At 56.6% G+C, this 22,183-nt stretch carries 23 protein-coding genes; 17 read left to right on the top strand and 6 right to left on the bottom strand.

Annotated elements, in window-relative coordinates; translation table 11 throughout:
* Nucleotides 1–77 precede the first annotated feature (77 nt).
* The 7 genes from PSR63_RS10715 (at nt 78) to PSR63_RS10685 (ending at nt 6,471) form a co-directional block, all read left to right on the top strand.
* Nucleotides 78–584 carry a hypothetical protein gene (locus PSR63_RS10715; protein ID WP_274333141.1) on the top strand — a complete coding sequence of 169 codons (507 nt, stop codon included), beginning with the start codon at nt 78–80 and terminating at the stop codon, nt 582–584.
* 177 nt (nt 585–761) lie between these two features.
* A complete protein-coding gene (gene ilvN / locus PSR63_RS10710) occupies nt 762–1,286 on the top strand; it encodes an acetolactate synthase small subunit (protein ID WP_274333139.1) in 525 nt (174 codons plus the stop codon).
* 165 nt (nt 1,287–1,451) lie between these two features.
* Nucleotides 1,452–2,456 carry a ketol-acid reductoisomerase gene (gene ilvC, locus PSR63_RS10705; RefSeq protein WP_274333137.1) on the top strand — a complete coding sequence of 335 codons (1,005 nt, stop codon included), beginning with the start codon at nt 1,452–1,454 and terminating at the stop codon, nt 2,454–2,456.
* Between the two features lie 151 nt (nt 2,457–2,607).
* Entirely contained in the window at nt 2,608–3,150 is a 543-nt protein-coding gene (locus tag PSR63_RS10700) for a DUF6790 family protein (RefSeq protein WP_274333135.1), read from the top strand.
* Nucleotides 3,151–3,453: 303 nt separating this feature from the next.
* Nucleotides 3,454–4,593, top strand: a complete 1,140-nt coding sequence (locus PSR63_RS10695; protein ID WP_274333134.1) for an Lpg1974 family pore-forming outer membrane protein — start codon at nt 3,454–3,456, stop codon at nt 4,591–4,593.
* 19 nt (nt 4,594–4,612) lie between these two features.
* Nucleotides 4,613–5,551, top strand: coding sequence for an Lpg1974 family pore-forming outer membrane protein (locus PSR63_RS10690; protein WP_274333133.1), 939 nt, complete (start codon nt 4,613–4,615; stop codon nt 5,549–5,551).
* Nucleotides 5,527–6,471, top strand: coding sequence for an Lpg1974 family pore-forming outer membrane protein (locus PSR63_RS10685; protein WP_274333131.1), 945 nt, complete (start codon nt 5,527–5,529; stop codon nt 6,469–6,471). Before PSR63_RS10690 ends, PSR63_RS10685 begins: the two co-directional genes overlap by 25 nt.
* Before the next feature lie 22 nt (nt 6,472–6,493).
* Here PSR63_RS10685 and PSR63_RS10680 read toward each other — a convergent pair whose 3' ends face one another.
* Nucleotides 6,494–7,027, bottom strand: a complete 534-nt coding sequence (locus PSR63_RS10680; RefSeq protein WP_274333129.1) for a hypothetical protein — start codon at nt 7,025–7,027, stop codon at nt 6,494–6,496.
* A gap of 478 nt (nt 7,028–7,505) precedes the next feature.
* On the opposite strand from PSR63_RS10680, the gene PSR63_RS10675 reads away from it, so the two are divergent.
* From PSR63_RS10675 to PSR63_RS10645, 7 genes are all read left to right on the top strand, one after another.
* Nucleotides 7,506–7,769, top strand: coding sequence for a hypothetical protein (locus PSR63_RS10675; RefSeq protein ID WP_274333127.1), 264 nt, complete (start codon nt 7,506–7,508; stop codon nt 7,767–7,769).
* Between the two features lie 27 nt (nt 7,770–7,796).
* Entirely contained in the window at nt 7,797–8,318 is a 522-nt protein-coding gene (locus PSR63_RS10670) for a hypothetical protein (RefSeq protein ID WP_274333125.1), read from the top strand.
* Between the two features lie 106 nt (nt 8,319–8,424).
* The gene (locus tag PSR63_RS10665) at nt 8,425–9,210 is read left to right on the top strand and encodes a class I SAM-dependent methyltransferase (RefSeq protein ID WP_274333123.1); all 786 of its coding nucleotides are present in this window, start codon (nt 8,425–8,427) and stop codon (nt 9,208–9,210) included.
* Between the two features lie 114 nt (nt 9,211–9,324).
* Nucleotides 9,325–10,053, top strand: coding sequence for a DUF1559 family PulG-like putative transporter (locus PSR63_RS10660; protein WP_274333121.1), 729 nt, complete (start codon nt 9,325–9,327; stop codon nt 10,051–10,053).
* A 32-nt stretch (nt 10,054–10,085) separates the two neighbouring features.
* Nucleotides 10,086–10,490 carry a hypothetical protein gene (locus tag PSR63_RS10655; protein WP_274333119.1) on the top strand — a complete coding sequence of 135 codons (405 nt, stop codon included), beginning with the start codon at nt 10,086–10,088 and terminating at the stop codon, nt 10,488–10,490.
* A gap of 14 nt (nt 10,491–10,504) precedes the next feature.
* Nucleotides 10,505–10,849 carry a hypothetical protein gene (locus PSR63_RS10650; protein WP_274333117.1) on the top strand — a complete coding sequence of 115 codons (345 nt, stop codon included), beginning with the start codon at nt 10,505–10,507 and terminating at the stop codon, nt 10,847–10,849.
* Between the two features lie 508 nt (nt 10,850–11,357).
* Nucleotides 11,358–14,783: a S8 family peptidase gene (locus tag PSR63_RS10645; protein WP_274333115.1), complete on the top strand. Its 3,426-nt coding sequence runs from the start codon at nt 11,358–11,360 to the stop codon at nt 14,781–14,783.
* Between the two features lie 144 nt (nt 14,784–14,927).
* Here the strand turns inward: PSR63_RS10645 and PSR63_RS10640 are convergent, their stop codons facing one another.
* Nucleotides 14,928–15,470: a nucleotidyl transferase AbiEii/AbiGii toxin family protein gene (locus PSR63_RS10640; RefSeq protein WP_274333113.1), complete on the bottom strand. Its 543-nt coding sequence runs from the start codon at nt 15,468–15,470 to the stop codon at nt 14,928–14,930.
* A 226-nt stretch (nt 15,471–15,696) separates the two neighbouring features.
* Between PSR63_RS10640 and PSR63_RS10635 the strand changes: the two genes are divergently transcribed.
* Complete coding sequence (locus tag PSR63_RS10635) at nt 15,697–17,247, top strand: outer membrane protein assembly factor BamB family protein (protein WP_274333111.1); 1,551 nt, start codon at nt 15,697–15,699, stop codon at nt 17,245–17,247.
* On the opposite strand, the gene PSR63_RS10630 is transcribed toward PSR63_RS10635, so the two are convergent.
* Genes PSR63_RS10630 through PSR63_RS10620 form a run of 3 tightly spaced genes read right to left on the bottom strand, consistent with a single transcriptional unit; the run spans nt 17,162 to nt 19,814 of the window.
* A complete protein-coding gene (locus tag PSR63_RS10630) occupies nt 17,162–18,067 on the bottom strand; it encodes a hypothetical protein (RefSeq protein WP_274333110.1) in 906 nt (301 codons plus the stop codon). The genes PSR63_RS10635 and PSR63_RS10630 overlap by 86 nt on opposite strands.
* Nucleotides 18,064–18,966: a hypothetical protein gene (locus PSR63_RS10625; RefSeq protein ID WP_274333109.1), complete on the bottom strand. Its 903-nt coding sequence runs from the start codon at nt 18,964–18,966 to the stop codon at nt 18,064–18,066. The genes PSR63_RS10630 and PSR63_RS10625 overlap by 4 nt, the downstream gene beginning before the upstream one ends.
* The gene (locus tag PSR63_RS10620) at nt 18,963–19,814 is read right to left on the bottom strand and encodes a hypothetical protein (protein WP_274333107.1); all 852 of its coding nucleotides are present in this window, start codon (nt 19,812–19,814) and stop codon (nt 18,963–18,965) included. Before PSR63_RS10620 ends, PSR63_RS10625 begins: the two co-directional genes overlap by 4 nt.
* A gap of 475 nt (nt 19,815–20,289) precedes the next feature.
* On the opposite strand from PSR63_RS10620, the gene PSR63_RS10615 reads away from it, so the two are divergent.
* Nucleotides 20,290–20,727 (top strand): hypothetical protein, encoded by a 438-nt coding sequence (locus PSR63_RS10615; protein ID WP_274333105.1) that lies wholly within the window; start codon nt 20,290–20,292, stop codon nt 20,725–20,727.
* A gap of 119 nt (nt 20,728–20,846) precedes the next feature.
* Nucleotides 20,847–21,698, top strand: a complete 852-nt coding sequence (locus PSR63_RS10610) for a sialidase family protein (RefSeq protein ID WP_274333103.1) — start codon at nt 20,847–20,849, stop codon at nt 21,696–21,698.
* 43 nt (nt 21,699–21,741) lie between these two features.
* Here the strand turns inward: PSR63_RS10610 and PSR63_RS10605 are convergent, their stop codons facing one another.
* A complete protein-coding gene (locus PSR63_RS10605) occupies nt 21,742–22,062 on the bottom strand; it encodes a hypothetical protein (RefSeq protein WP_274333102.1) in 321 nt (106 codons plus the stop codon).
* Between the last annotated feature and the right edge of the window lie 121 nt (nt 22,063–22,183).

Below are 22,183 nucleotides of genomic sequence, written 5' to 3'. Positions count from 1 at the left end.
TCACCCAGTCGCTACCAACGTGCTTGTGCATGCGCGGTGGCTGGCATACCGCGGTTCTTTTTCCAACGAGGATGATAATGTCGAGTTCCACTACCGATACCAACAGCACGACGCAAGACGAAACGAAGAGCACGATCGACGTGAGCCAGATGTCGACCCCGGAGATCTTCGCGGCCATTCGGCGGATCTACCAACGGCGGCAAGAGAAGCAGCAGGAGATCGAACGGCGCGAACGTGAGCAGGCCGAGGCCCAGCAAGCGGCTGCCCAGGAGGAAGCTCCCAGGCCGGTGAAGAGCGTTCCGCGTGCCACAGGCGTCTCGCCTGTGCGGCGTCGGTATCCGTTTGCCATGCCGTTATCCGCTTCCAAGACACCGGCCAGAGGCCAGTGGCATACACCGGGCACCACGTTGCTCAAACGGCCGGGGCACACGGAACTCGCATCGGCGGCCAGCTGCCGTGGACTCGTCCGCGTGGGCATGAGTTTGAGAAACGTTCTCCCATTTCGCCTGCCTTGGCCGCCGTTCCCATGGCACGCTAAGCCGCCCCTGGCAAAACCTCAATCGAGGGGCCTGAACTTGTCGTAACTCATGGTGTCTTAACAGGATCGGTCGGCTCCATCGGCTACTAACACTTCTGCCCGCGTTAGGGTGGGGCTAATGGCTTTCCTGGCTGCACTAATTGGCGGCATAGCACCGCCTCTTGTCGGTGCAAGGGGGGCAAACTATCATGCGGGTTTCAATTTACGGTTCTGGGAGAAAACAATGCGTCACGTGCTCTCGGCGGTGGTACAGAATGTGCCCGGGGTACTCGCCCACATTTCCGGGATGCTCGCCTCACGCGGATACAATATCGATTCGCTCGCAGTGGGGGAAACCGAGGATCCACATCTTTCGCGTATGACCTTCGTCGTAGTCGGAGATGATCATGTCCTAGAGCAGGTACGCAAGCAGCTGGAAAAGATCGTCACCGTCGTACGCGTGCTGGACGTCAGCTCGTCGGACTTCGTCGAACGCGATCTGATGCTGATCAAAGTTGCCGCCGAGCCAGGCGGATCTCGCAGCGAAATCAACGAGTTGGTCGACATCTTCCGCGGCCGCATCGTCGACGTCGGCCGGAGCGAGATCATCATCGAGATCTCTGGCACCGAAAACAAGATCGTCGCATTCATCGACCTGATGCGACCTTACGGAATCCGCGAGCTGGTGAGGACGGGACGAATCGCCATGGTTCGCAGCGGAATGTCGTTGGAAGAACAAGTCAACGATCCGCACGCGGTTGAAGCGTAAGCCTCGCCGAGAAACTCAGGTCCCCTCTCCCTTCAAGGGAGAGGGCCAGGGTGAGGGTTCTTCGCACTTCGGATAACCCCTCACCCTAACCCTCTCCCCTCAGGGGCGAGGGGACAAGACATAACCGTCCACTTACCCATCAGTTTTAGAAACAGTAACAATTCTATGACCGCCAAAATCTATTACGACAACGATGCTGACCTGTCCGTTTTGAAGGGCAAGACGATTGCTATCCTGGGTTATGGTTCCCAGGGTCATGCCCAGGCTCAGAACCTGCGTGACAGTGGCTGCACCGTCATCATCGGCCAGCGCCCTGGTAGTGCAAACTACGACCTGGCCAAGTCGCACGGCTTCGAGCCCATGAGCGCCGAAGAAGCGACCAAGAAGGCCGACATCATCAACATGCTGCTGCCGGACGAAGTTCAAGCCGACGTCTACAAGAGCTGCGTCCAGCCGAACCTGAAGCCAGGCAACGTCCTGATGTGCTCGCACGGGTTCAACATTCACTTCAACCAGGTCGTTCCGCCAGAAGGTGTCGACGTGCTGCTGGTTGCCCCCAAGGGTCCAGGTCACCTGGTTCGTAGCGAATACGAAAAGGGTGGCGGCGTTCCTGGTCTGATCGCTTTGGGCGACACGGCTTCGGACGAAACGCGTCAAATCGGTTTGGCCTATGCCAAGGGTATCGGTGCTACCCGTGGTGGCGTGATCGAAACGACCTTCGCCGAAGAAACCGAAACCGACCTGTTCGGCGAACAAGTCGTTCTGTGTGGTGGCCTCAGCGAACTGATCAAGGCCGGCTTCGAAACGCTGGTCGAAGCAGGCTACCAGGAAGAAATGGCTTACTTCGAGTGCATGCACGAAGTGAAGCTGATCGTCGACCTGTTCTACGAAGGTGGTCTGAGCTACATGCGTTACAGCGTGAGCAACACGGCTGAATTCGGCGACTACCAAACCGGTCCACGTATCATCACGCCAGAAACCAAGGCCGAGATGAAGCGCGTTCTGACCGAGATCCAAGACGGTACGTTCGCTCGCGATTGGATCCTGGAAAACAAAGCCGGTGCTGCCCGCTTCAAGGCCATCCGCCGCCGCGAACGCACCCACCAGGTCGAAGAAGTCGGCAAGCGATTGCGTCGCCTGATGAGCTGGATCGACGCGAAGGAAGTTTAATTTGCTTCGCGCTTAGCTGATGCTGATAATCAAACGGCACCTGGGTTTCCTGGGTGCTGTTTTTTTGTTGGGTATCGTCTTCGTAGGCTGGGTCGCGACCCAGCTTGCTATTTCGCGTGCGGTATGACCGTCTTCTCATGGATTGGATGCAATGGTCGAGACCATCCTGCGATTAGCGATTAGCAACTATCCCGTCACGTTCTTTCTGCTTGGTTTGATTTGTTCCGCCGTTTCGATTGCCTGTCAGGCGAAACGGCTTACCAAGCAGATCGTGTGGGAGAAGCTGCTCGCTTACTATTGCCTCAGCGCGGTGGGCTTCTTTTACATCTTCAACTTCATCATGCATGTCTTCTTCGGCGAGATGGCGGCCAGGTTTATTGGCTGGGAAGACAGCCCGTTTCAGTTGGAGGTCGGTTTCGCCAGCCTGGGCTTCGGCCTGGTGGGGTTGCTCGCGTTTCGGCAAGACTTCGGTCTGCGACTGGCAGCGAACCTGGGGCCGGCCTGTTTCATGTGGGGTGCGGCGGCTGGTCACGTTTATCAGATGGTCGTGCATCACAACTTCGCCCCGGGCAACGCCGGCACGATGTTCTGGGCCGACATCTTCCTTCCGATCATCGGCTTCGTCTTTCTGATCGGTTGGCAAGTGACGAGTCGGAAGCGATCATCGAACGAAGCTGTTGAGACGCCTGATTAACATGGGCCAAGTACGCTGTCGCGACGCACTCGAACAAAATATCGCGCGCACTGTCTTCAGGCACATTCAGGCTGGTATACCTAATGCATGCATGGGAATTCGCTAGCAATCACCGCAGTCAACGATTTCACGCGCCTTTATGGTTTGATCGCGAAATCAATCTGCAGGAATACAAGCCGCTTGGTCGACCTTAACGGTTATGTGGATTGCAGCGGGCAGGCTCTTCGGCATCTTACCAAGGGATGACGCCAGCACTGCTTGCTCTTCTAGCGTGAATCACCTGCCTGCGAGCGTTTTCCTCCGATGCACAATCAGTTCGACATTTCGTCTGCGTGCATCGACTATCTGCGGCGTGCTGTTCCGCTGCTGGCTTGGCTGTGGGTTGCTGCTGTCGCTTCGATCGGTCTGGCGGAAACCAACTACGCGTCGGACGTTTTGCTGGATGACAGCCAGCAGGTCTACGTCGAACAAGAGTGGATCGAATACGCAAACGCACCACCAACCACGCTGACGCCGTTTGCTCAACTGCTAACGCTGAAGCTGACCGAAGGAAGCGCCGAGAACTGGGCTCAGGAGATCACACCGCTGGGCATGGGTAGCCTGGCCGGAACGGCTCGGTTGATCGATGCTCCGTTCGAGTGGAATGCCGCGGTCAGGGCCGGCATCCAGCGCGACTGGCCCGAGCCTGGCACGAGCATGCGTTTGTACTACACCTACTTCGGCACCTCGGCCACCAACCACGCGGCCGGCGAAGTCTATTCCGCTTTCCTCGGAAACTTCTTTGTCGACAACCCGGACGGCACTGGCTTCGGTCCCAAGTACCGTAGCGCCGACGTCGACTGGGACGTTCAGTTCCACACGATCGATCTCGAGTTCGAGCGTACCTTTGTGATCAGTCCCGCGCTGACGATGCGTCCGTTTGTGGGTGTGAAGTCGGCGATCATTCGGCAAGACATCGACTCGCGTTGGTACAGTCCGATCGACTCAGCGGGGCACGACTACCAGTTCAACTCGGCGACCGAAACGCTGAAGCAAGACTTCTGGGGCATTGGCCCGTCAGTTGGGTTCGACGCGCTTGTGCCGCTTTCCATGACGCCCACGCATTCGCTTCAGGCGTACTTCACACCTTCGGCCGCTTTGATGTACGGCAACTGGAATTTCAGCGAGGTGTACCAGACCGACGGTCCGACCTCGACGACGATTCCGACACCTTCCACGATCGCGATCAACGAAGACCCCATCCACGGCGCGGCGACCATGTTGCGGTTCGCGCTCGGCATGGAATGGGAGCAGCCAGGGTGCCGCGTGAGCACTCGCGTTCGCTTGGGATACGAAGCCCAGGTGTGGCTAAATCAAATGCAGTTTTACTCCTACAACATGGGTCGTTTGAACAATCTCATGTCGCTGCAAGGCGGCGTGCTGGAGATTGGGTTTACTTATTAGTCCGTTTTAGAAACCGCCAGTGATTCGTACGTTTGTATGCCTGTTCTTCCTTTTGGCCAGCGGGGCTTCCGCTGCCGCCGAGGGAATTACGCCGTTCGCCGAGGCGATCGTGTGGCATGCGTCGGCCGAAACGTCGTCGGTCTGGGCCAGCGAAGTGCCGCTGACGGTAGATGAGTTTGAAGCGACCAACATCGAGTTCGGCTGGGATGCCGGCTATCGGGCAGGCCTACTGATCAAGCCGCCTGAGTGGTTGTGGGACGTGAAGTTCACCGTCACGCACTTTTCCACGTCGCAGCAGGCAGGGATCGAAGACGGCTTGAACCTGGTGATCCCGGAATTCTTCAGCGGCTTCCTAAGTGGCGATTCGTTCGACTTCACCACGGCCTCGGTCGACTGGACGATCAAGTACACGACCTTCGATTTGGAAATCGGACACGATGTGTGCGTCTCGCCAGGATGTATCATCCGCCCGACCTTTGGCTTGAAGGCCGCGGTGATTGATCAAGATATCGATTCGCACTGGGCCAACTTCCTGGGACTCACCGCGGTAGAAATGGTCGACCACGAGTTCTTCGGCTTCGGTCCCAGCGCCGGAGTGGGCGTTCGCTGGAACCCAGGCACCGAGCGGCTTTGCCTGGTGGCCGATTGTTCCGGAGCTTGGATGTATGGTGTGTGGAACGTCGAGGACGACTTCCAGCGCACCGACGGGGGCGCGCCTTCGTCGTCGTACGAAGCGTTCACGACCAGCATGAATGACTCGAAGCTGGGGACGCTCATGATTCGTTCCTTCTTTGGAGTCGAGTGGAATTTTCCTTGGCCAACGCCGGTGGTGGGTCGGCTGGGTTACGAGATGCAGTGGTGGGCCAATCAGCAACGGTTGCTCACGTTTCAGCAATTGCCAATGCACGGCGATTTGACCTTTCAAGGTGGTGTATGCGGTATTGCGGTTACTTACTGATTCTCTGCCTGGGCTTGGCGACCCCAGTACAAGGGGCCGAGTTCTTCGGCGAGTTCTTGTACTGGAAGGCGACCGAACCGGTCGATTGGGTCCTCAATACCAATGCGATGCCCGTCAATCAGTACATCGACTACGAGTCGACGATCTACGACTTTGCCCCAGGCTTCCGCGTGGGCATGTCGTTGGATGGCAATTGGAAAACCAACCTGGCGTGGACCCACCTGCGTACGGAAACCACAGACTCGGCCAGCGGACTGTTGACGGCCGCGTTTCTCGGCGGCAAAGAATCGCAGCCGCCGTCACCGAAGCTGTACTTCGATACCGGGCAGCTTGAAGCTTCCATCGATTACGACGTGGTCGATCTCGACTGGAGTCACGAAACGCCACTAGACAGTGGGCTGAGCATTCGTCCGGTGATCGGACTTCGCGGCGGCATCATTCGCCAATCGTTTACCACCTCGTTCCAGGCCGACTACGTCATCGGCCCGACCACGTCGACTCGGCTGGTGGTTGAAGAAGCCGAGAGCAATTTCTGGGGGCTCGGCCCGAAAGTGGGTATCGATGGCGAGTATGCCCTGTGGTGCTCGCCGCAGTGCGAGGTGAACCTGACCGCCGGCTTCTTTGCTTCGTATCTGCTGGGTGCCTGGGACGTTCCCGATGAGACCCACATCACGCAAACCGATAACGGCGTGACGACAACCAAGTCGCAAGCCGTGAAAGTCGATTCGCGCGACTTCGGCTCGCTGGCATTTCAAACGATGGTCGGCATGAACTTCCGCCGTGGACCGTGGTCGGCCGCGATCGGTTACGAACTGAACGACTGGCTCAATCAATGCCAGATCTTTACCGACGCCACCGGCCCGCAGAACAACGATCTACTGCTGCAAGGTCTTACGGCGACGGTGGTGCTGGAGTTCTAGCAGAAGGTCCAACGGACCATTCTCACTCGGCTGGAGTCGCTGTGAAGAACTTCTTGATCGCAGGCTCGGAATCGATCAGCGGTTTGAGTCCTTGCTCGGTCATCTTGACCCCGCTTAAGTCGCAGTCGACCTGTTCCACCTTGGGCTGCTCGCCGCGAATCGATACCAAGAATAGGCCCCCCTTTGAGATGTCGTAGGTCTGGTCGGCGATCGTTGCGGTGCCGGTTGTTTCTGTGTCGAATAGGCAGCGAAATTCGACAAAGCCGTACTCGTTGTTGATCAGTTGGCCCCCTCCACCCACGTGATCCTCTTTGCTGGCATAAGCGATACTGGCGGCGCTGTTGGAAGTCGGAAAGTCACTCCAAACAATGACCGAGTCTCCAAAGTAAAGAACTTTTACTTCATCAACGCCCGGCGTGGAAGGTCCTTCCGGTTTCTCCGACCAGTCGACGATCCCCATCGGCGGGCGACCTGCATAGGGCAGGGAAGCCGAGTTGTTTTGCGAACAGCCGACGACCACAAGTAATGCGAGAGAAACCAGGAGAGCTGTTTTCATGTTACCGCCAGAAAGACGAAGCGAAGGAGAGATCGTGAAGAGCATTGGCTAGTGAACCGAGACTAGCGGAGCCTGACAACGGATGTCAAGAAATAGTTGCCAACGTATTCCGCCAAAAGCGCATACCTTAGCGTGCCCCACCCGCCCCCGGCGGACTCTGCCTGAGAAGATATGTCCTGGGGGCGTTCTCGCGGGAGAACGCCCCCTTCGGTTCAGGTTGTGGGTGCGCGGAGGAAGACATGATGTGTTTCTTAACAGTTGACGGTTAATGGTGGTTGGGGGAAGCGGTCCCCAAAGCATGGATTAGGTATACCTGCCGAGGTGGTCGGAAGATAATGTGCGCGGAATTTTGTTGAAGGAGTGGTGCTTTCGCATTCGCCTGGGCGTGAGATTTGCGCTAAGATGTGCCATTAGCTGATTCGCGAATTAGTGAATCAGATTATGCTCAAGACACCTCCTCCCCCCCGCTGCGATCAACATGCACCTCTTCCTTCTCCTGGCTGACGCCAAAGACGATTTCAATCAGTACCTGGAAAACAATCCTGCCATTTTGGGGTTAGGAGCGATGGGCCTGGGGCTTTTGATTGGGGGCTGGGGCGTAGCCGAGTTGATCACCGGCGTTTCCCGCGATAAGAAGGGAAGGGTGCTCGAAGGGGGCACCGGCAAAGCGGCTTCGTTGATCCGCGTGGTTTTCGGGGTCGGGCTGATCGGGTTTGGTTTGTATAAATTGGTGGCGGGTTAACATCTCTCTTACCTCAGAAAGGGTTCTATGGGTTTTCGGATTTCGTGGGTTGCTTCTCAAGAGATCGCTGCGGATGAACTGATTCGCACCGCCGATAAGCAGCGAACTAAAAAGCGCGACGAGATTCCCGATTTGTCGTGGTATCTGTTAGAACTGCCGCCGTGGGAGCTGATCCTGGCCGACGGGCGAGACAACTACCGAGATCTCGGCCGAACTTATGCCAAGAACCTTTCGGCAGGTGGTCGCGAGACCCTCTTCTTCCGGTGCTCTGATACGTTCATGAAGACCGACCTGCGCTGTTATCGGGACGGTCAGGAAGCGTGGTCGATCATCTACAAGGGTGACGAAGAAACCAAAGAGCCGACGCTCAATGGCGAAGTTCCGGAAATGGTGCACGAGATCCTGGCTCAGCTAAAGGCCAAGCAAGAGCAGGACGGTGCCGACCATATGTACGAACTAACGGCCGAAGTTGGTCAGTCCCTGACCGGCTTCCGCCACGACAAAGACCCCGAAACGAGCGACCCGCGGCCGTTCCAGGTTTTGACTTAGCTATCTGGCGGCTCGCCAACGATTCGCTTGATCTTTCCCTATTCGATACGTTCTACTTTGGCTTGGGGCATTCGCACTTTGCTAAGCCAAGGATCGGGGGGAAATCGTGTCAGAGCAAACAGATACCATCAGCGTCTTTGGTTCCGGCAGCGCCGCATATGAAGAGGCGTTTCTGGCTTTCTTGCACCATACCGATCAGAAGGTCCAAGCCAAGAGCAAGATCGCCGAGGTGATCGATCGCCTTGGGCCGGTGACAGGCGAAAGCAAGAAAGGGAAGTACGTCGACGTGGGTGCCGCGACCGGGGACGTGACCAGCTGGTTCATGCCGCACTTCGAGCAGACGATCTGCGTGGAACCGAACACCCACTTCGAGCCGAGTATTCGCGAGCATTGCCCCGGGGCCGAGATCGTTCAGCAGACGATCCTGGAGACTGATCCGGCGCAGGTCGACGGAGCCAACTTCATCCTCTGTTCGCACGTGCTGTATTACATCGAGCCGGAAAAGCGGCTGGCCAACCTGCAAGCGATGAGCGATTGGCTGCGGCCTGGCGGAATTCTGCTGGTGATCTTGCAGCAGTCGACGACCGATTGCATGAAGATGCTCGACCACTTCTTGGATATGCATTTCGACCTGCCGGCGATTGCGGATCGGTTTGCCACCGATGCCGCGGAAGCGTTTGATGTGTCGTTTGAGAAGATCGACAGCCACGTGACGACCAGCACCTTTCCGGTCGCCTACCAGGTAGCCGAGTTTATGCTGAACCTCTTGCCGATGTCTGATCCGCCCAGGCGAAGTGATTTGGAAGCCTACCTGAACGAGAACTTTCAGACGCCGGAGGGAGGCTATCGGTTTAGCTGCTCGCAAGACTTTTTGATCGTGCGGCGGAAGTAGTCAGTCCGCCACTTTGGGTATTCTTATCGGCAAAGTGTTGCCTGGGGTCGACGGAACGTCGAGAATCAGGGCATTCCCTATCGTCATGCCCTCTTCTTGTTTTGGATGATTGCGATGCGCTCACGAAAGTCCTCTGGCAATACGGTCGTCGTTCTGATCGTAATTCTGGTCGTTGTTGGCATCATGTTCGTTCTCTGTGCTGGGATTGCCGTGGCGATCTTCTTGCCGGCCGTTCAGCAAGCACGCGCCGCCGCTAGACGTGCCCAGTCGATGAACAACATGCGGCAAATCGGCATCGCTCTGCACAATTACCACGCCACCTACAAGTCTTTCCCGCCGGCGCTCATAACCGAAGAGGATGGCCAGCCGCGGACGTCGTGGCGGGCTTCGCTATTGCCGTTCTTGGCCGATAACTACGCGGACGATTACGACTACCACGTGGCCTGGGATGACCCCAACAATCAGGTAGCCGCCCAAAGGTATCGCGACGTCTACGCGAGCCCCAACGTCGACCGAGAGGGCTACACCCCGTATGTCGCCGTGGTGGGACCGAAGACGATCATCTCGCCAGAACTTGGAATTCAGATGAGCGACGTGAACGATGGCCTCTCGAATACACTGTGCATCATCGAGGATGTCGAGCGTCCCGTGCCGTGGAATGCCCCACAGGATATTTCGCCGGAAGAGCTTTTGAAGCGATACGACCGGCAAGACTTTCCGTCGCCTGGCGTGTTGGTGCTGATGGCCGATGGATCGGTTCAACTGGTGACGTTCGGCCAGACGGAAACTCTTGAATCGATGATCGATCGTGATGACGGTAAGTTCCCGCTAGGGGGTTTCTGAGCGGGAACCGCATTCGGCGAAGAGTGGTGGCGATGATCGACAACGGGACTTGCTTGGTTCTCATAGGCAACGGCCTTGCCGGTGCGGCGGATGCGGTTGCCATTATGATGGTCATGTTCGCCGCGATGGTGATTGGTCTGACCGGCCTGCTCGCGATGTGTTATCGATCCATGCGAACGATGTACGTCTATTTGGGGCTGCTGGCGTTGTTTGTATTGCTCTTCCAGCCCTGGCGCGTGTGGACCGATACGCCGCCGAGCCCCGCGACCGATTCGGAATGGGAGTCGACTCAGGACGTGATTGATGCCATCGAATTCTGTACGATTGGACTATTGCTGTTCACGATCGCCACGGTTGCTGTGACTGTTTACCAGGCTCGGCAGCATGCCCAACTGGTAGCGCAACTGGGGGATCGATTCACCGCAGAACGTGATTGACGTTGGAGGCGAATATGAATCACTCATCTCTTACCACGATCGTTTGTCTGGTGGCGTTGTCCTTCGTCCTGGGTTGTACGAATTACCGAGCCCAGATGGAACAAGCCGAAAAGGCTCGTGCTATGGCCGAGCAGCAGGCCGCCGAAGCCGAGATGATGCGGGAAAAAGCGGAGGTGATTTCCGCCGACTTAAAGGTTGAGCGGGATAACCTGGAAACGACCAACAAGATGTTGGAGCAAGCTAACGATGAGCTTTCCAAGACGAAAGAAGCATTGAAACAGGCGAATGCCGAGATCGAACGCCTTCGATCGGAGCTGGAAGCGCTGAAACAACAGCAAGAGAAGCCCGCGGACGAGTGACGCCAGGTGCGCTTCGATTTCTTTCGCGCAAGGGCCATGTATCAAAAAATCAACATCGGTGCATAACAGAAGCAGCTAGCCGCACGTGGTGTTTTCTTTTCGCCTCAAATGTCGGATTCAGGCTACTTGGACTTGAGCCATTCTTGGGATTTTTTCAGAATCCCTGCCCGCTCGATTTGACGCCAGGGAAGGCGCGACCGACATTTCCGCAGGACTTTGCGGAGGGAGCAATTCGCAGGCAAGGAATGCCGGCAATCGCTTCCCACTGAGTCTCTCTACTCCCCAGCGTGACCGGGCAGCCAGCTATCGGCAGCAAGGTGACCCACGTCACGCACTGCTTATCACGGCACCCGCGCATTAAGCCGCGCGGTCGCCATGTTCCTGCTGGCATGCAAGCAGCCGAGCTCCCAGGCAAGTATCGGGACGGCTAGCAGCAGCCAGCAAGCACGTATCCAAACCATCGGCTCGGTTGGAATCGAGCCCCAAGGTGAAATCAGGAGCAGCGAAGGTGGGAAGTTTCGATAGTGACAATCCCGAGGTACGTACCGGGCTAGCAAAGTGGCTGACCGGCGGTGCTGCCAAATCTAATCGTTCCAAGAGGAACTCGCGCAACTCCAAAAAGAGTTCCAAACAACAATCCAACGCCAATACCATCGAAACGCTGGAAGTCCGCAGCATGATGGCGGGCGATACGATCTCGACGATCTGGTTCGAAGACGTCGCCGGCGAAGACTACGAGCGCAACGGCGGTGGTTACACGACCGATTCCAACGGCGTGACTCAGCAATCGACCCAAGATCCCTACACCAACGACTGGATCGTGCAGCTCTCCAGCGACGTGGCTAGTACTCTTACGTCGGTTTCGCAAGTTAGTTCACTGCTGACCGGCAGTGGTTTTGAAATTGAGGTCGTCCGCGGGCTGGGCCTGGTAGGTCAGCTGTTGGTACGTAGCGAAGGAGCCACCGCCGACGATGTGGGTGCCTGGTTCTCGTCGCTCGATGTGATTAGCGGATTTGAACTCGACGTGGCTTCCGTCTTCAACGTGACACCGAACGATGCCAGCTACTCTTCCACCTACGGCATGAATCAGATCGATGCGCCGGAGGCCTGGAACAAGACCACCGGTTCCGATAGCGTTGTCGTCGGCGTCATCGATACGGGCGTCGACTACACCCACCCCGACCTGGTCGGCAACATCTGGACCAACCCGGGCGAGATCGAAGGTAACGGGATCGACGATGACGGCAACGGCTTCATCGACGACGTGCACGGGTTCGACTTCGTGAATAACGATGGCGATCCGATGGACGACAATCATCACGGAACGCACGTTGCCGGAACGATCGCCGCTCAAGGCAACAACGGACGCGGCGTGAGCGGCGTGGCGTGGAATACATCAATTATGGCGCTGAAGTTCCTCTCGGCCAGCGGTGCCGGGTACACTTCCGACGCGGTGCGTGCGATCAACTACGCCACCATGATGCGGACGCAGTATGGTGTGAACATTCGCGTGCTGAACAACAGCTGGGGTGGTGGCGGATTCAGTGCTTCGCTTGAATCGGCCATCAAGGCCAGCGAGCAGGCGGACATCTTGTTTGTCGCCGCGGCCGGTAACGACGGTACGAACAACGACGCCAACCCTCACTATCCTTCGAACTACAACGTCAGCAATGTGATCTCGGTGGCAGCCACCGATCAGAATGACAACCTGGCCAGCTTCAGTAACTACGGAGCCAGCACGGTCGACATTGCTGCCCCAGGCGTCGGCATCTACAGCACGATCGCCGGCGGCTACTACGCTTCGTTCTCGGGAACGAGCATGGCATCGCCCCATGTCGCTGGCGTCGCCGCGTTGGCTTTCGCCTACGATCCTGATGCAACGGCTGCCGAAGTGAAGGATGCGATCCTGGGTGGCGGCGACTTGATTTCGGGACTCAGCGGAAAGGTCTCGACCGGCATGCGGCTCAACGCGGCAGGCACGCTCGACCTGTTGAACCCGGTCAGCAGCAATCCAACGCCTGATCCCGAGCCGGAACCGGAACCCGAGCCAGAACCAGAACCGAACAAAGCACCGACCTTGGGCAGCGTCTCGACCGACCCCAGCACGGTCTACCTGGGCGAAACCAATACGATCACCATTTCGGCCAAGAATGTCGCCGACGCGGACGGTAGCGTCTCGAAGGTGACTTTCTATCGCGACTCGAACGGCAATGGGAAGTGGGATGCGACGGATGCCGTGCTCGGCAGCGATTCGACCATCAGTGGCGGCCTGGCCAGCCTGACGATCAGCAATCCATTTACCGCGGCCGGTAGCCAATTGATCTTTGCCCAGGCAACCGACAACGAAGGGGCCAAGAGCAACCTGGTCGCGACCACGGTCACGATCGTTCAGCCGGACGATCATGCGAACAACGCTGCCGGAGCAACCCTGGTTTCGGTTGGCAGTTCCAAGTCAGGCAAGCTGAACTACGCTGGCGACGTCGACTACTTCCGCTTCAGCGCGGTAGCCGGAACGACGTATGTCATCGACACCAGTCACAGTTCGCTGGCCGGTTCCGAGCTGACTTTGTACGGCAGTGGCGGCGCGACGCAGTTGGCACAGGACTCGAGTACTTCCGGTTCCAAGATCGTTTGGACGGCCAGCAGTACCGGCACCGTGTACCTGGCGGTGAAGGGTGCGACCAGTTCGTACACCGGCGACTACACACTGAAGATCGCCGAGTCGTCTCCGTTTGAGTTGAAGAGCGGAACGCTCGCCATTTTGGGGACCGATGGGAACGACACCATTTCGGTCAATCACACTGGCTCGACCGTTACCGTCACGATGAACGGCAAGTCGTCGAGCTTCAGTGCTTCGCAAGTGAAGAAGATCACCTTCGACGGCGGGGCCGGGACCGATACGGCTCGCTTCTATGGAACCAGCGGCCGCGAAACGTGGATCTTCCGCGCCGACACGATGACGGTCCAGGGTAGCGGTTTTACCTGGAGCACCGACAACGTCGAGTACAACTACGGTGGTGCCAGCAGCAATGACTCGGTGATCTTCTACGATACGATCGCCAACGATACGTTCACCAGCAGCCCGACCAAGTCGACGATGTCCAGCAGTGGCTATAAGAATGAAGTCACTGGCGCTCGCTCGGTGATGGCTCGGGCCATCTATGGCGGCATCGATACGGCCATGCTGTACGATTCGAGCGGGAACGATTACTTCATCGGCCGCGGAACCGACAGCTACATGCTGACCTCAAGTTCTTCGATTGCGACCTATGGCTTCGAACGAACCAACGTATACAGCACCGGCGGAAACGATCAGGCCTACTTGTACGACTCGAAGGGGAACGACACGTTCACTTCGTATGGCTCGTCGAGTGTTCTGAGCGGTTCTGGCTACACGAATACCGTCTACAACTACGATCGCGTTTTGGCGATCGCCATGAACGGCGGCAACGACACGGCAACGTTCCACGATACGGCCGGCAACGATGTTTACATCGCTCGCGGGAATCAGGCCACCATGTATGGTGCCGATTACTATGTGTTTGCCCAAGGCTTTGATCGTACCTCGGCCGTGTCCAGGAAAGGTGGTGAAGACCAGGCGTTCTTCTACGACACGGTCGGCAACGACACGTTCTATAGCCGCACGGTTGAAAGTTCGATGGCCGGACAAGGCTACGCCAACACGGCACGTGGGTTCGATCGTGTCAATGCGATCGCTTCGGCCGGGGGGCATGACGTCGCGTATCTGTTCGATACCGAGGCCGATGACAAACTTATTGCTCAGTCAAATTATGCGTCACTACAAGGCGATAATTTTTCGAGCTACGCTGCCGGATTTGACGTCGTGAATGCCTACTCAACCAAAGGTTCTGACAAAAGTTATGTCAGCGACATCGACTTTCTTATGCAATACTTTGGTGAGTGGGACGATTAACACGACCTCTTAATCGTTCAAGATGCTTATCCTCTTTCCCTCCGAACTTGGGCAGTTTCCCTCCTACCCCATCGTCGACCTACCCAATCGCCCGGACCGCCCTGGTCGGGGCGATTTTTTTGCGCTCTCATTACAGAGACTTCATCATTGGAGAAGCTGCGTCAGCAGTGAATCGAGTCCCGTTATCAATCGGTACTTCCACTCTTCCTGGGTACCGGGAATCTGGGGGTATTCCTTCTTGAAGTCCTCCCATTCGATGTGCCAGTTGAGGATCGCATCGGCATCGAAACGGTCGACCGGGTTAGGGCAGTGAGCGGTCCACGTATCACTCACCTCGAAGGTCTGACGGAGTAGCTCAGCATCCAGCGTCGTGTGATCCGCCAGCAGCACGGCATCGTAGAGGTCTTTCCCTTGGCCGTAGCAATCGGTCTTCAGCCGAACGACTTGAAGGCCAAGTGGTTGGAGCTGCTCTTCAATCTGCTTGGCCGTCGCGTGCTGTGATTCTAGCGAATCGGTACCCCAGTACGTGATCATTGGCTGGCGTTGATGGTCGCCGCGGCTCAGTTCGATTTCCGTCCACTTCAGGCCCGCTGCAGTGGCCCACGTCCGCGCAGACTCGATGCCGTCGCTTCGGTTTGATGCGAGCGTCAGATGGGTTTCGTAGGTTTGACTAGGTTGGAAGTTCACAGTAGTTCCTGTTTTCCCGTGCCAGTTCATGTGGCAGATAGACAAGACGCATGGTAATGGGGTTCACAAAACCGGAGGAACATCTGCAAAGCAGGTAGACGTCGCAGTTCTAAGATTTTGGAACTCTTTTGTCCATTGATTGAAAATCACGGCAAAACCAAGCAAAATGAATCGACCTGCCCAGGATTTCACTCTTGCTGCGTTCTCTACCCTCAAGGTTTCTCTCATGTTTCGTGCAATTACTGCGCTCGTTGTTTCCGTGGGATGTTTTGCAGCATTGGCTTGGGCCGAATCGAGGACTTGGACCGATTCGACCGGGCAGTTCAGCATCGAAGCCGAGTTTGTTGAGTACGCCAAAGGTGACGTGACGCTCAAGAAGGCGAACGATGAAACGATTACTCTTCCGATGAACAAGCTCAGCAAGGACGATCAGGCATGGATTCGTGCGCTGCTTCGCGAGCGGTTGGCCGAACGGAAAGCAGCCGAGATGCGTCCCGGCGCGAATCGGTCCGGTGAGATGCGATCCGACGACAGTCGGCCGACCCGCGGCGGCAACGAACCGGAACAGAGCGAAGACAGTGCGGTTGTAAATCGTGGGGCTCCTGGCGACTGGCTCCAATGGCGCGGACCGGACTCCAACAACATTGCCCCTGGTCCACCAGCTCCGACGCAGTGGAACGACACGCAAAACGTCAAGTGGAAGGTCGAGGTCCCTGGTCGCGGTCATTCTTCGCCGATCATCGTGGGGGACCTTGTCGTTGTGACTTCCGCCGACGAGAACCGCAAAACGACCGGCGTGTTCGCCTACGACAAGATGACCGGGAGTCCGGTGTGGCAGACCCCAATCACCCAGGGAGGATTCCAGGGGGAGATTCACCCGAAGAACACGCATGCGACATCGACGGTGGCTTCCAACGGAAAACAGCTGTTTGCCGTTTTCATTCAGAATCAATCCGTGCAACTGATCGCGCTGGATCTCCAGGGAAGACTTCAATGGCAGGTCAACGCCGGGCCCTACGTGCCGCAGCAGTACAAGTTTGGCTATGGGCCTTCCCCCATGCTGTACGACGACATGGTGATCGTGGCATCGGAGTATGAGAAAGGTTGGCTGGCCGCGTTTGCACAGAAGGATGGCAAGTCGCGCTGGAAGCAGCCTCGCAATGGGATCTCGTTCAGTTCTCCGGTCGTGACCAAGATCGGTGGTAAGGATCAGCTGCTCATTAGTGGTCTCAAGATGGTTGCTGCCTACGATCCAAAAACAGGCCAGCCGTTGTGGTCGACGCCTGGTACGACCAATGCGACTTGCGGAACGATAGTCTGGGATGGCGACACGGTCTTTGCCAGCGGTGGCTACCCGGATTCGCAGACGATTGCGATCAAAGCCGGCAGCTCTGGCCAAGTGTTGTGGACCAACAACGAGAAATGCTACGAGCAATCGATGCTCGCTTACGATGGTCACGTCTACGCGATGAACGATGGTGGGATCTTCTTCTGCTGGGATGGCCAGACCGGTCAAGAGAAGTGGAAGACCCGTCTGGGCGGGCCGGTCAGCTCGTCGCCGCTACTCAGTGGCGATAACATCTTCGTCGCGAACGAGAAGGGCAACGTTTGGGTAATCAAAGCCAGCCCGGAATCGTACGAACTCGTCGCGGAAAACCGCCTGGGGGATGATGTCTTCGCTACCCCAATCGTCAGTCAGGGACGTCTGTATGCTCGCTTTGCCGACAGTTCTCAGGGGCGTCGGCAAGAGTATCTGATTTGCATTGAGCAGCAGTAGCCGGCGCTAGTTTCAGCACGCCGGGGAGCCAGGCACGTATCGGAAAGAACGTGCCCCAGATGAGCATCAGCTGAAACGCAAAGGTTGGATAAAGCAGGATGAGAAACTGTCGATCGTTCAGCGGTCGATTCTCATCCAACACGATCAGTGCTCCCAAGACAAACAGTGCAAATACTGTCCAGAGTAAGACGCAGAAAACGATCATCCCGATAAGCCTCTTTCGACCCTGGGAGATTGTTGCCAGGCACGCGGGAAACAAGTAAATCCCACAAGAAATAGCAAAGGCGATGAAGACGGTCTCTTGTGCTTGTCGCCAATAGGAAAGGGTGGTTGCCTCCGCAAGACGGGCCATGAAAAGGAAGATGCCCAAGAGCCCGCTAAGCGCTAGGATTTCGGCGAGCGAGAACTGAGGGGACCATTTCTTTGGACGCACAGGCATGTTGAATAGCCAGGCCGATGTCAAGGCAAGGCCCACAAGCGCTGCCGCCTCAAGAAGGAACCAGACAATGGTTCCGAGCGATTGAAGGTCCAGAGCGATCATGACGATCCCTACGACGACCAACAGTCCGGCGACAAATGTCAATCGCCGGATAAAGATGGGCAACGCCCCGGCGACCAGGAAGAAGCTCAGCATCCCGGTCTGGGCGAAAGGACCGGTAAGCATCGACCAAATGAAAACGTCCAAAGTACCAAGGTTGGAAGTCGATAGGTAAGCAAAGAGATAGGGAGAGGCATTCAAGACTATCAGCCAGACGATGACTAGCCACTGCCACCAAGTGGGCCACTTTCGCGTGCCAGTGGTTTGGTAAAGCTGGTTCATTGCATCTCGGCGAAGTCCTGTTCGCCGCTTGGCTGTTGCTGAGTTGAAGCGGCCTGACCGACTCGGCCCAATTCGCACGGCGTTTGGCTTGTCAGCACGCCAGGGAACCACGCTCGTATCGGAAAGAACGTGCCCCACACGAGCACAAGTTGGACCAGGAAAGCAGGATAGAAGAGGAAGAGAAACAACATTTCTTCCATGGGCCCTGTCTCTTCGATTGCGATGAGTAGTCCCAGGAAAATCAGTGGGAACACTGGCCAGACTAAAACGCAGAATAGTACTAGACCGCAGATTCTTTTGCGCCCGTGGGAAACCGTCGCCAGGCAGATTGGGAGTAGATAAACGCCTGTACCCAATGAATACCCGATCAGTGCGATCTCTTGTCCTTGTCGCCAGTAGTCCAAGTCCATCGCCCCGGCCAAGCGGAGCATGAGAAGTAAGACACCCAGAAGCCCGCTGAGCACTAGGATCTCTATCAACGAGAACTGCGGCCACCATCGCTTCGGTGGTGAAGGAACACCAAACAGCCAGGCGGATGCCAACGACAGCGCGATCAGCGTTACCGCTTCAAGGAGAAACCAGGCAATCGCTCCGACCGAATCGGCTTCCAGAATCAGCATCATCAATCCCAGGACGCCAAGCAGTCCGACTGCGCCAATCAGCCGTCGGACAAAGACAGACAAGACGCCCGCGATCAGGAAGAAGCTCAGCATTCCGATATGGGCAAAGGGACCGGAAAGTATCGACCAGAAAATCCATTCCAACTTACCAAAGTCGTCGGCCGCCCAGAAACCAATGAGGTACGGAGTTGCATTCAGGATCACCAACCAGACGATGACCAGCCACTGCCACCATGTGGGCCAGTTCCAACTGCTATCGTCTTGAGGGATCTGTTTCATTGCATGTCCGCGAAATCTTGTTCGACGCTTGGCTGGTCCGGTTTTTCATCGACCAGGTCCCCCGGCTCTACTTTGGGAGGTGTCTGTCTTACGAGCACTCCAGGGAAAGCGTTGACCAGAGGAATCATGATCGCCAGGGCCATCACCGTCTGGCCGATGTGGGCGGCGTAGAACAGTTCGATATCTCCGCCGGATAAGCTAAGCAGTGAGAACGTCATCGATTCGATGGGTGGAATCAGGGCAAGCGCAAATGCCAACATGGTTCCCATGAACCAACGTGGTTTTTTGCCTGTGACAATCAGCGGCAGCAGGGCGATGGTCATCATAGCCCCGGTGAAGAGTGCAAACACCAGGAAGTGAACCCCAGCCCGCGATGCCCATGCAGGCCAGTCCCACTGGTAGATTTCCGAGAGCAAACGAACGATGGCCAACGTCACGCCGATAAGCCCAATGCTGACGACGATCTCCCAAAGGGCGATGCGGACTTTCCACGTCGATTGGATCGGTAAGAACGAGCCGACGCATCCCAGCCCGAGCATCGCCAGCGCGGTGGAAGCCGTCGTGGCCGCGAGACCTGGGGTAAAGCCGACGGGGTTTTCGCCGCTTGTCAGTGCCATGACGAAGACGAGCAAGCATTGCCCCACGAGCATCCCCAGCAGCCGCAGCCAAACGGGACCGATACCAGCAGTTAGCCAAATGCCCAGCAGTGCGGCCGTGACGAAAGGAGTGACCAGGATATACCAGAAGTCTCCGATCGTGGTGGGAGCTACGAACAGCAGAAGGAAAGCTCCGACGAAGACGGCCAGTATCCAAAGCAGGGAAAGCCATTGCCGGCTGGTCCATTTCATCCGATTTGGTTCTCCCTAAGTGAATCGTCAAACAGCACTTCTATCGTATCGCCTGTTCTCGCTCCTTACCAAATACGCGTTATTTGACCCAGTTAGGTCTATTTATCTTGTTGCAACTTGTGGGGGTTTGGGGCGAGTTGGTTTTGACTTAGGGATTGAATCGAACGCATAAAATGGATGCCCAGCGAACTTGTTGAAGAAATAAGCATCCATAAAGGTATGTGCGCCTCGCTTGAGCATTGTTAATGATGCGCTCCGCTAGCTGACCGTGATTCGGCTCACTTTAGCTTTTTTAAAAGTCAACAGGCTTTTAGGTTTACGGTCGGTCCGCGGTAACCAACACAGTGTTTTGGCACGTGTTTCGCTTTAGGGTCCATCAGCATTCCGGAATGCGAACGAAAACCCTGCGCACCGTAGCTCCGCAGAAGGATCGCGGAACTCTCCATTTCCAACGACTGGTACTAGGGAGACGAGCATGACCTCGTTCGTAGTCGCGTCCATCTTAACGATGGCGTCGATGGGGGCTTCCCCTGTCGAAACCCATGTGGTCGACCGTGTCGATCTCGTGGAAATTAATCACTTGTACGACCTTCAAGGCCGTCTCGTAATCAATCAACTCATTTTCTACCAATGGGATAGTGCATCCCAGCGATTTCAGGTCCGCGCCTGGCGGCTGCTGAAGACGGACGATCAGCTTCCTCGCAAGTCGTGGCATCAAGACCAGTTCATCTGCCACTGGCGTGACATGAACGTCGATCGCAAGGTCTACGCGGATAACGTCCGTGAAACGTGGACAACCTACGATCCGGAAGTTCTGGAACGGAATATGTTTCCGATAGAACAGCGGAGCGAATTAAGCCAGCCCGACCAACTCTCCGGTCGTTTGGCGAAAGCCGAGTCGGACGAGGAGTAACGCACACTCAGCCACCTAACAACGTGCCGGCAGAGGCAAACGCCGGATTTAATGAGCTGCCGTGGGGACTACAATAGGAAAGGCCTCTCACCCTTTCCCACCCCAAGGCAGCTTTTTTCATGTTTATTGCGTACGGACAACAGGGTCTGCGAATCGCATCCGCGGATGGTCGGACGTGGTCTGAGCCGATTGTCGAGAAGAACAACTACTACTTTCGAGGCTGCCAGTTTGCCAAGGGGCGTTTTCTCGCATTCGCTACCTACGGCGGTAAGATGCTCTTCTTCTCCTCGCCCGATGGAAAAACGTGGCAGCAACAAAGCGAGCACGAAGTCGATGGGCGCATGTATGACATCGCCTATGGAGACAATCGCTATCTTTTAGTGGGCGGCAATACGGACGGCCATTGGACGACTGTCATGATCAGCCAGGATGGAACCAGCTGGGAAGGTCCAACCAAGTTCGACAAGCAGCCGCTCCTTCTCCGCGTAACCTACGGCAAAGATCAGTTCGTGGCCGTCGGCGTGAAAGGGCGAGTAGCCGTGAGCAAAGACGGCACACAGTGGAAAGATGCCGAGCCACTGCCAGAGCTCGATACGTTCATCGACATTGCCTATGGCAACGGAGTCTATGTCGGAGCAGGCCTGCACGGGCTGCGCATGACCAGCGAAGACGGTCTGGTCTGGAGCCACCGCGAAGTCGGCCGCGAAGGGGAGCACATCAACTCGCTGCTTTGGACCGGCCAGCAGTTCGTGGGCGTTGGTCTCGGGGCGACCTACTTTTCGACCGACGGAAAGTCGTGGAAACGCGTGGAAAATGAAAACGCTCCGGAAACCTGCACCTACGGTGACGGGCTCTATCTCGGTTCTGCCTGGAAGGGACGAGTATTGATTTCGGAGGACGCGATCCACTGGAAGGAACTGTTCCGCGCGCCGGAACATGTCAACGGAATTGCCTACGGCGCGACGGCATGAGCGCGGGCACCGATTAATTCAAGTTGCCTCGATTCATAAGCCACTACAATTCTTCGCCCTGGGCCTGCTCCAGGTCCTTCACGTAGATCTGCTCGACCGCGTAGACGGCCCATGCCGTGTAGCTGAACCAGGCCAGTCCCAGCAGGCAGGCGACGCCTTGCATGGCAAAGGATGGTGGAAACATCACCAGCAACCACAGGGACGCCAAGCCTAACACGATGGAGGGAATTGCCGTCAGCCGCGCGATCTGTTGACCCCGCGTCTTCGGCTTGATGAAATGCCCGGCGAAGAACGCGTACAGGAAGCGACCCAAATCAAATGCGATTTCATGGTCGTCATTGTTGTAGTCGAACGGTTCAGACATCGGTTTATAATTGATAAAGAAGATTCCGGTAGCGCTATCGAGTTTTTCGGTGCCGCGGCTCGAATATTGGCTTCGCAAAACACCGGTCCGTGATTTGCACCTTAACGCAGTCACAACTTCC

Origin of the sequence: Bremerella sp. P1 (genome assembly GCF_028748185.1) — a bacterium.
Lineage (GTDB): Bacteria > Planctomycetota > Planctomycetia > Pirellulales > Pirellulaceae > Bremerella.
Note: the sequence above shows the minus strand (reverse complement) of the source record. Positions and strands in the feature narration are given on the sequence as shown.

Coding starts and splice junctions, on each gene's coding strand:
- PSR63_RS10715 (WP_274333141.1), top strand. CDS start 78: ATGTCGAGTTCCACTACCGATACCAACAGCACGACGCAAGACGAAACG.
- ilvN (WP_274333139.1), top strand. CDS start 762: ATGCGTCACGTGCTCTCGGCGGTGGTACAGAATGTGCCCGGGGTACTC.
- ilvC (WP_274333137.1), top strand. CDS start 1,452: ATGACCGCCAAAATCTATTACGACAACGATGCTGACCTGTCCGTTTTG.
- PSR63_RS10700 (WP_274333135.1), top strand. CDS start 2,608: ATGGTCGAGACCATCCTGCGATTAGCGATTAGCAACTATCCCGTCACG.
- PSR63_RS10695 (WP_274333134.1), top strand. CDS start 3,454: ATGCACAATCAGTTCGACATTTCGTCTGCGTGCATCGACTATCTGCGG.
- PSR63_RS10685 (WP_274333131.1), top strand. CDS start 5,527: ATGCGGTATTGCGGTTACTTACTGATTCTCTGCCTGGGCTTGGCGACC.
- PSR63_RS10680 (WP_274333129.1), bottom strand. CDS start 7,027: ATGAAAACAGCTCTCCTGGTTTCTCTCGCATTACTTGTGGTCGTCGGC.
- PSR63_RS10675 (WP_274333127.1), top strand. CDS start 7,506: ATGCACCTCTTCCTTCTCCTGGCTGACGCCAAAGACGATTTCAATCAG.
- PSR63_RS10670 (WP_274333125.1), top strand. CDS start 7,797: ATGGGTTTTCGGATTTCGTGGGTTGCTTCTCAAGAGATCGCTGCGGAT.
- PSR63_RS10660 (WP_274333121.1), top strand. CDS start 9,325: ATGCGCTCACGAAAGTCCTCTGGCAATACGGTCGTCGTTCTGATCGTA.
- PSR63_RS10655 (WP_274333119.1), top strand. CDS start 10,086: ATGATCGACAACGGGACTTGCTTGGTTCTCATAGGCAACGGCCTTGCC.
- PSR63_RS10650 (WP_274333117.1), top strand. CDS start 10,505: ATGAATCACTCATCTCTTACCACGATCGTTTGTCTGGTGGCGTTGTCC.
- PSR63_RS10635 (WP_274333111.1), top strand. CDS start 15,697: ATGTTTCGTGCAATTACTGCGCTCGTTGTTTCCGTGGGATGTTTTGCA.
- PSR63_RS10630 (WP_274333110.1), bottom strand. CDS start 18,067: ATGAACCAGCTTTACCAAACCACTGGCACGCGAAAGTGGCCCACTTGG.
- PSR63_RS10625 (WP_274333109.1), bottom strand. CDS start 18,966: ATGAAACAGATCCCTCAAGACGATAGCAGTTGGAACTGGCCCACATGG.
- PSR63_RS10620 (WP_274333107.1), bottom strand. CDS start 19,814: ATGAAATGGACCAGCCGGCAATGGCTTTCCCTGCTTTGGATACTGGCC.
- PSR63_RS10615 (WP_274333105.1), top strand. CDS start 20,290: ATGACCTCGTTCGTAGTCGCGTCCATCTTAACGATGGCGTCGATGGGG.
- PSR63_RS10610 (WP_274333103.1), top strand. CDS start 20,847: ATGTTTATTGCGTACGGACAACAGGGTCTGCGAATCGCATCCGCGGAT.
- PSR63_RS10605 (WP_274333102.1), bottom strand. CDS start 22,062: ATGTCTGAACCGTTCGACTACAACAATGACGACCATGAAATCGCATTT.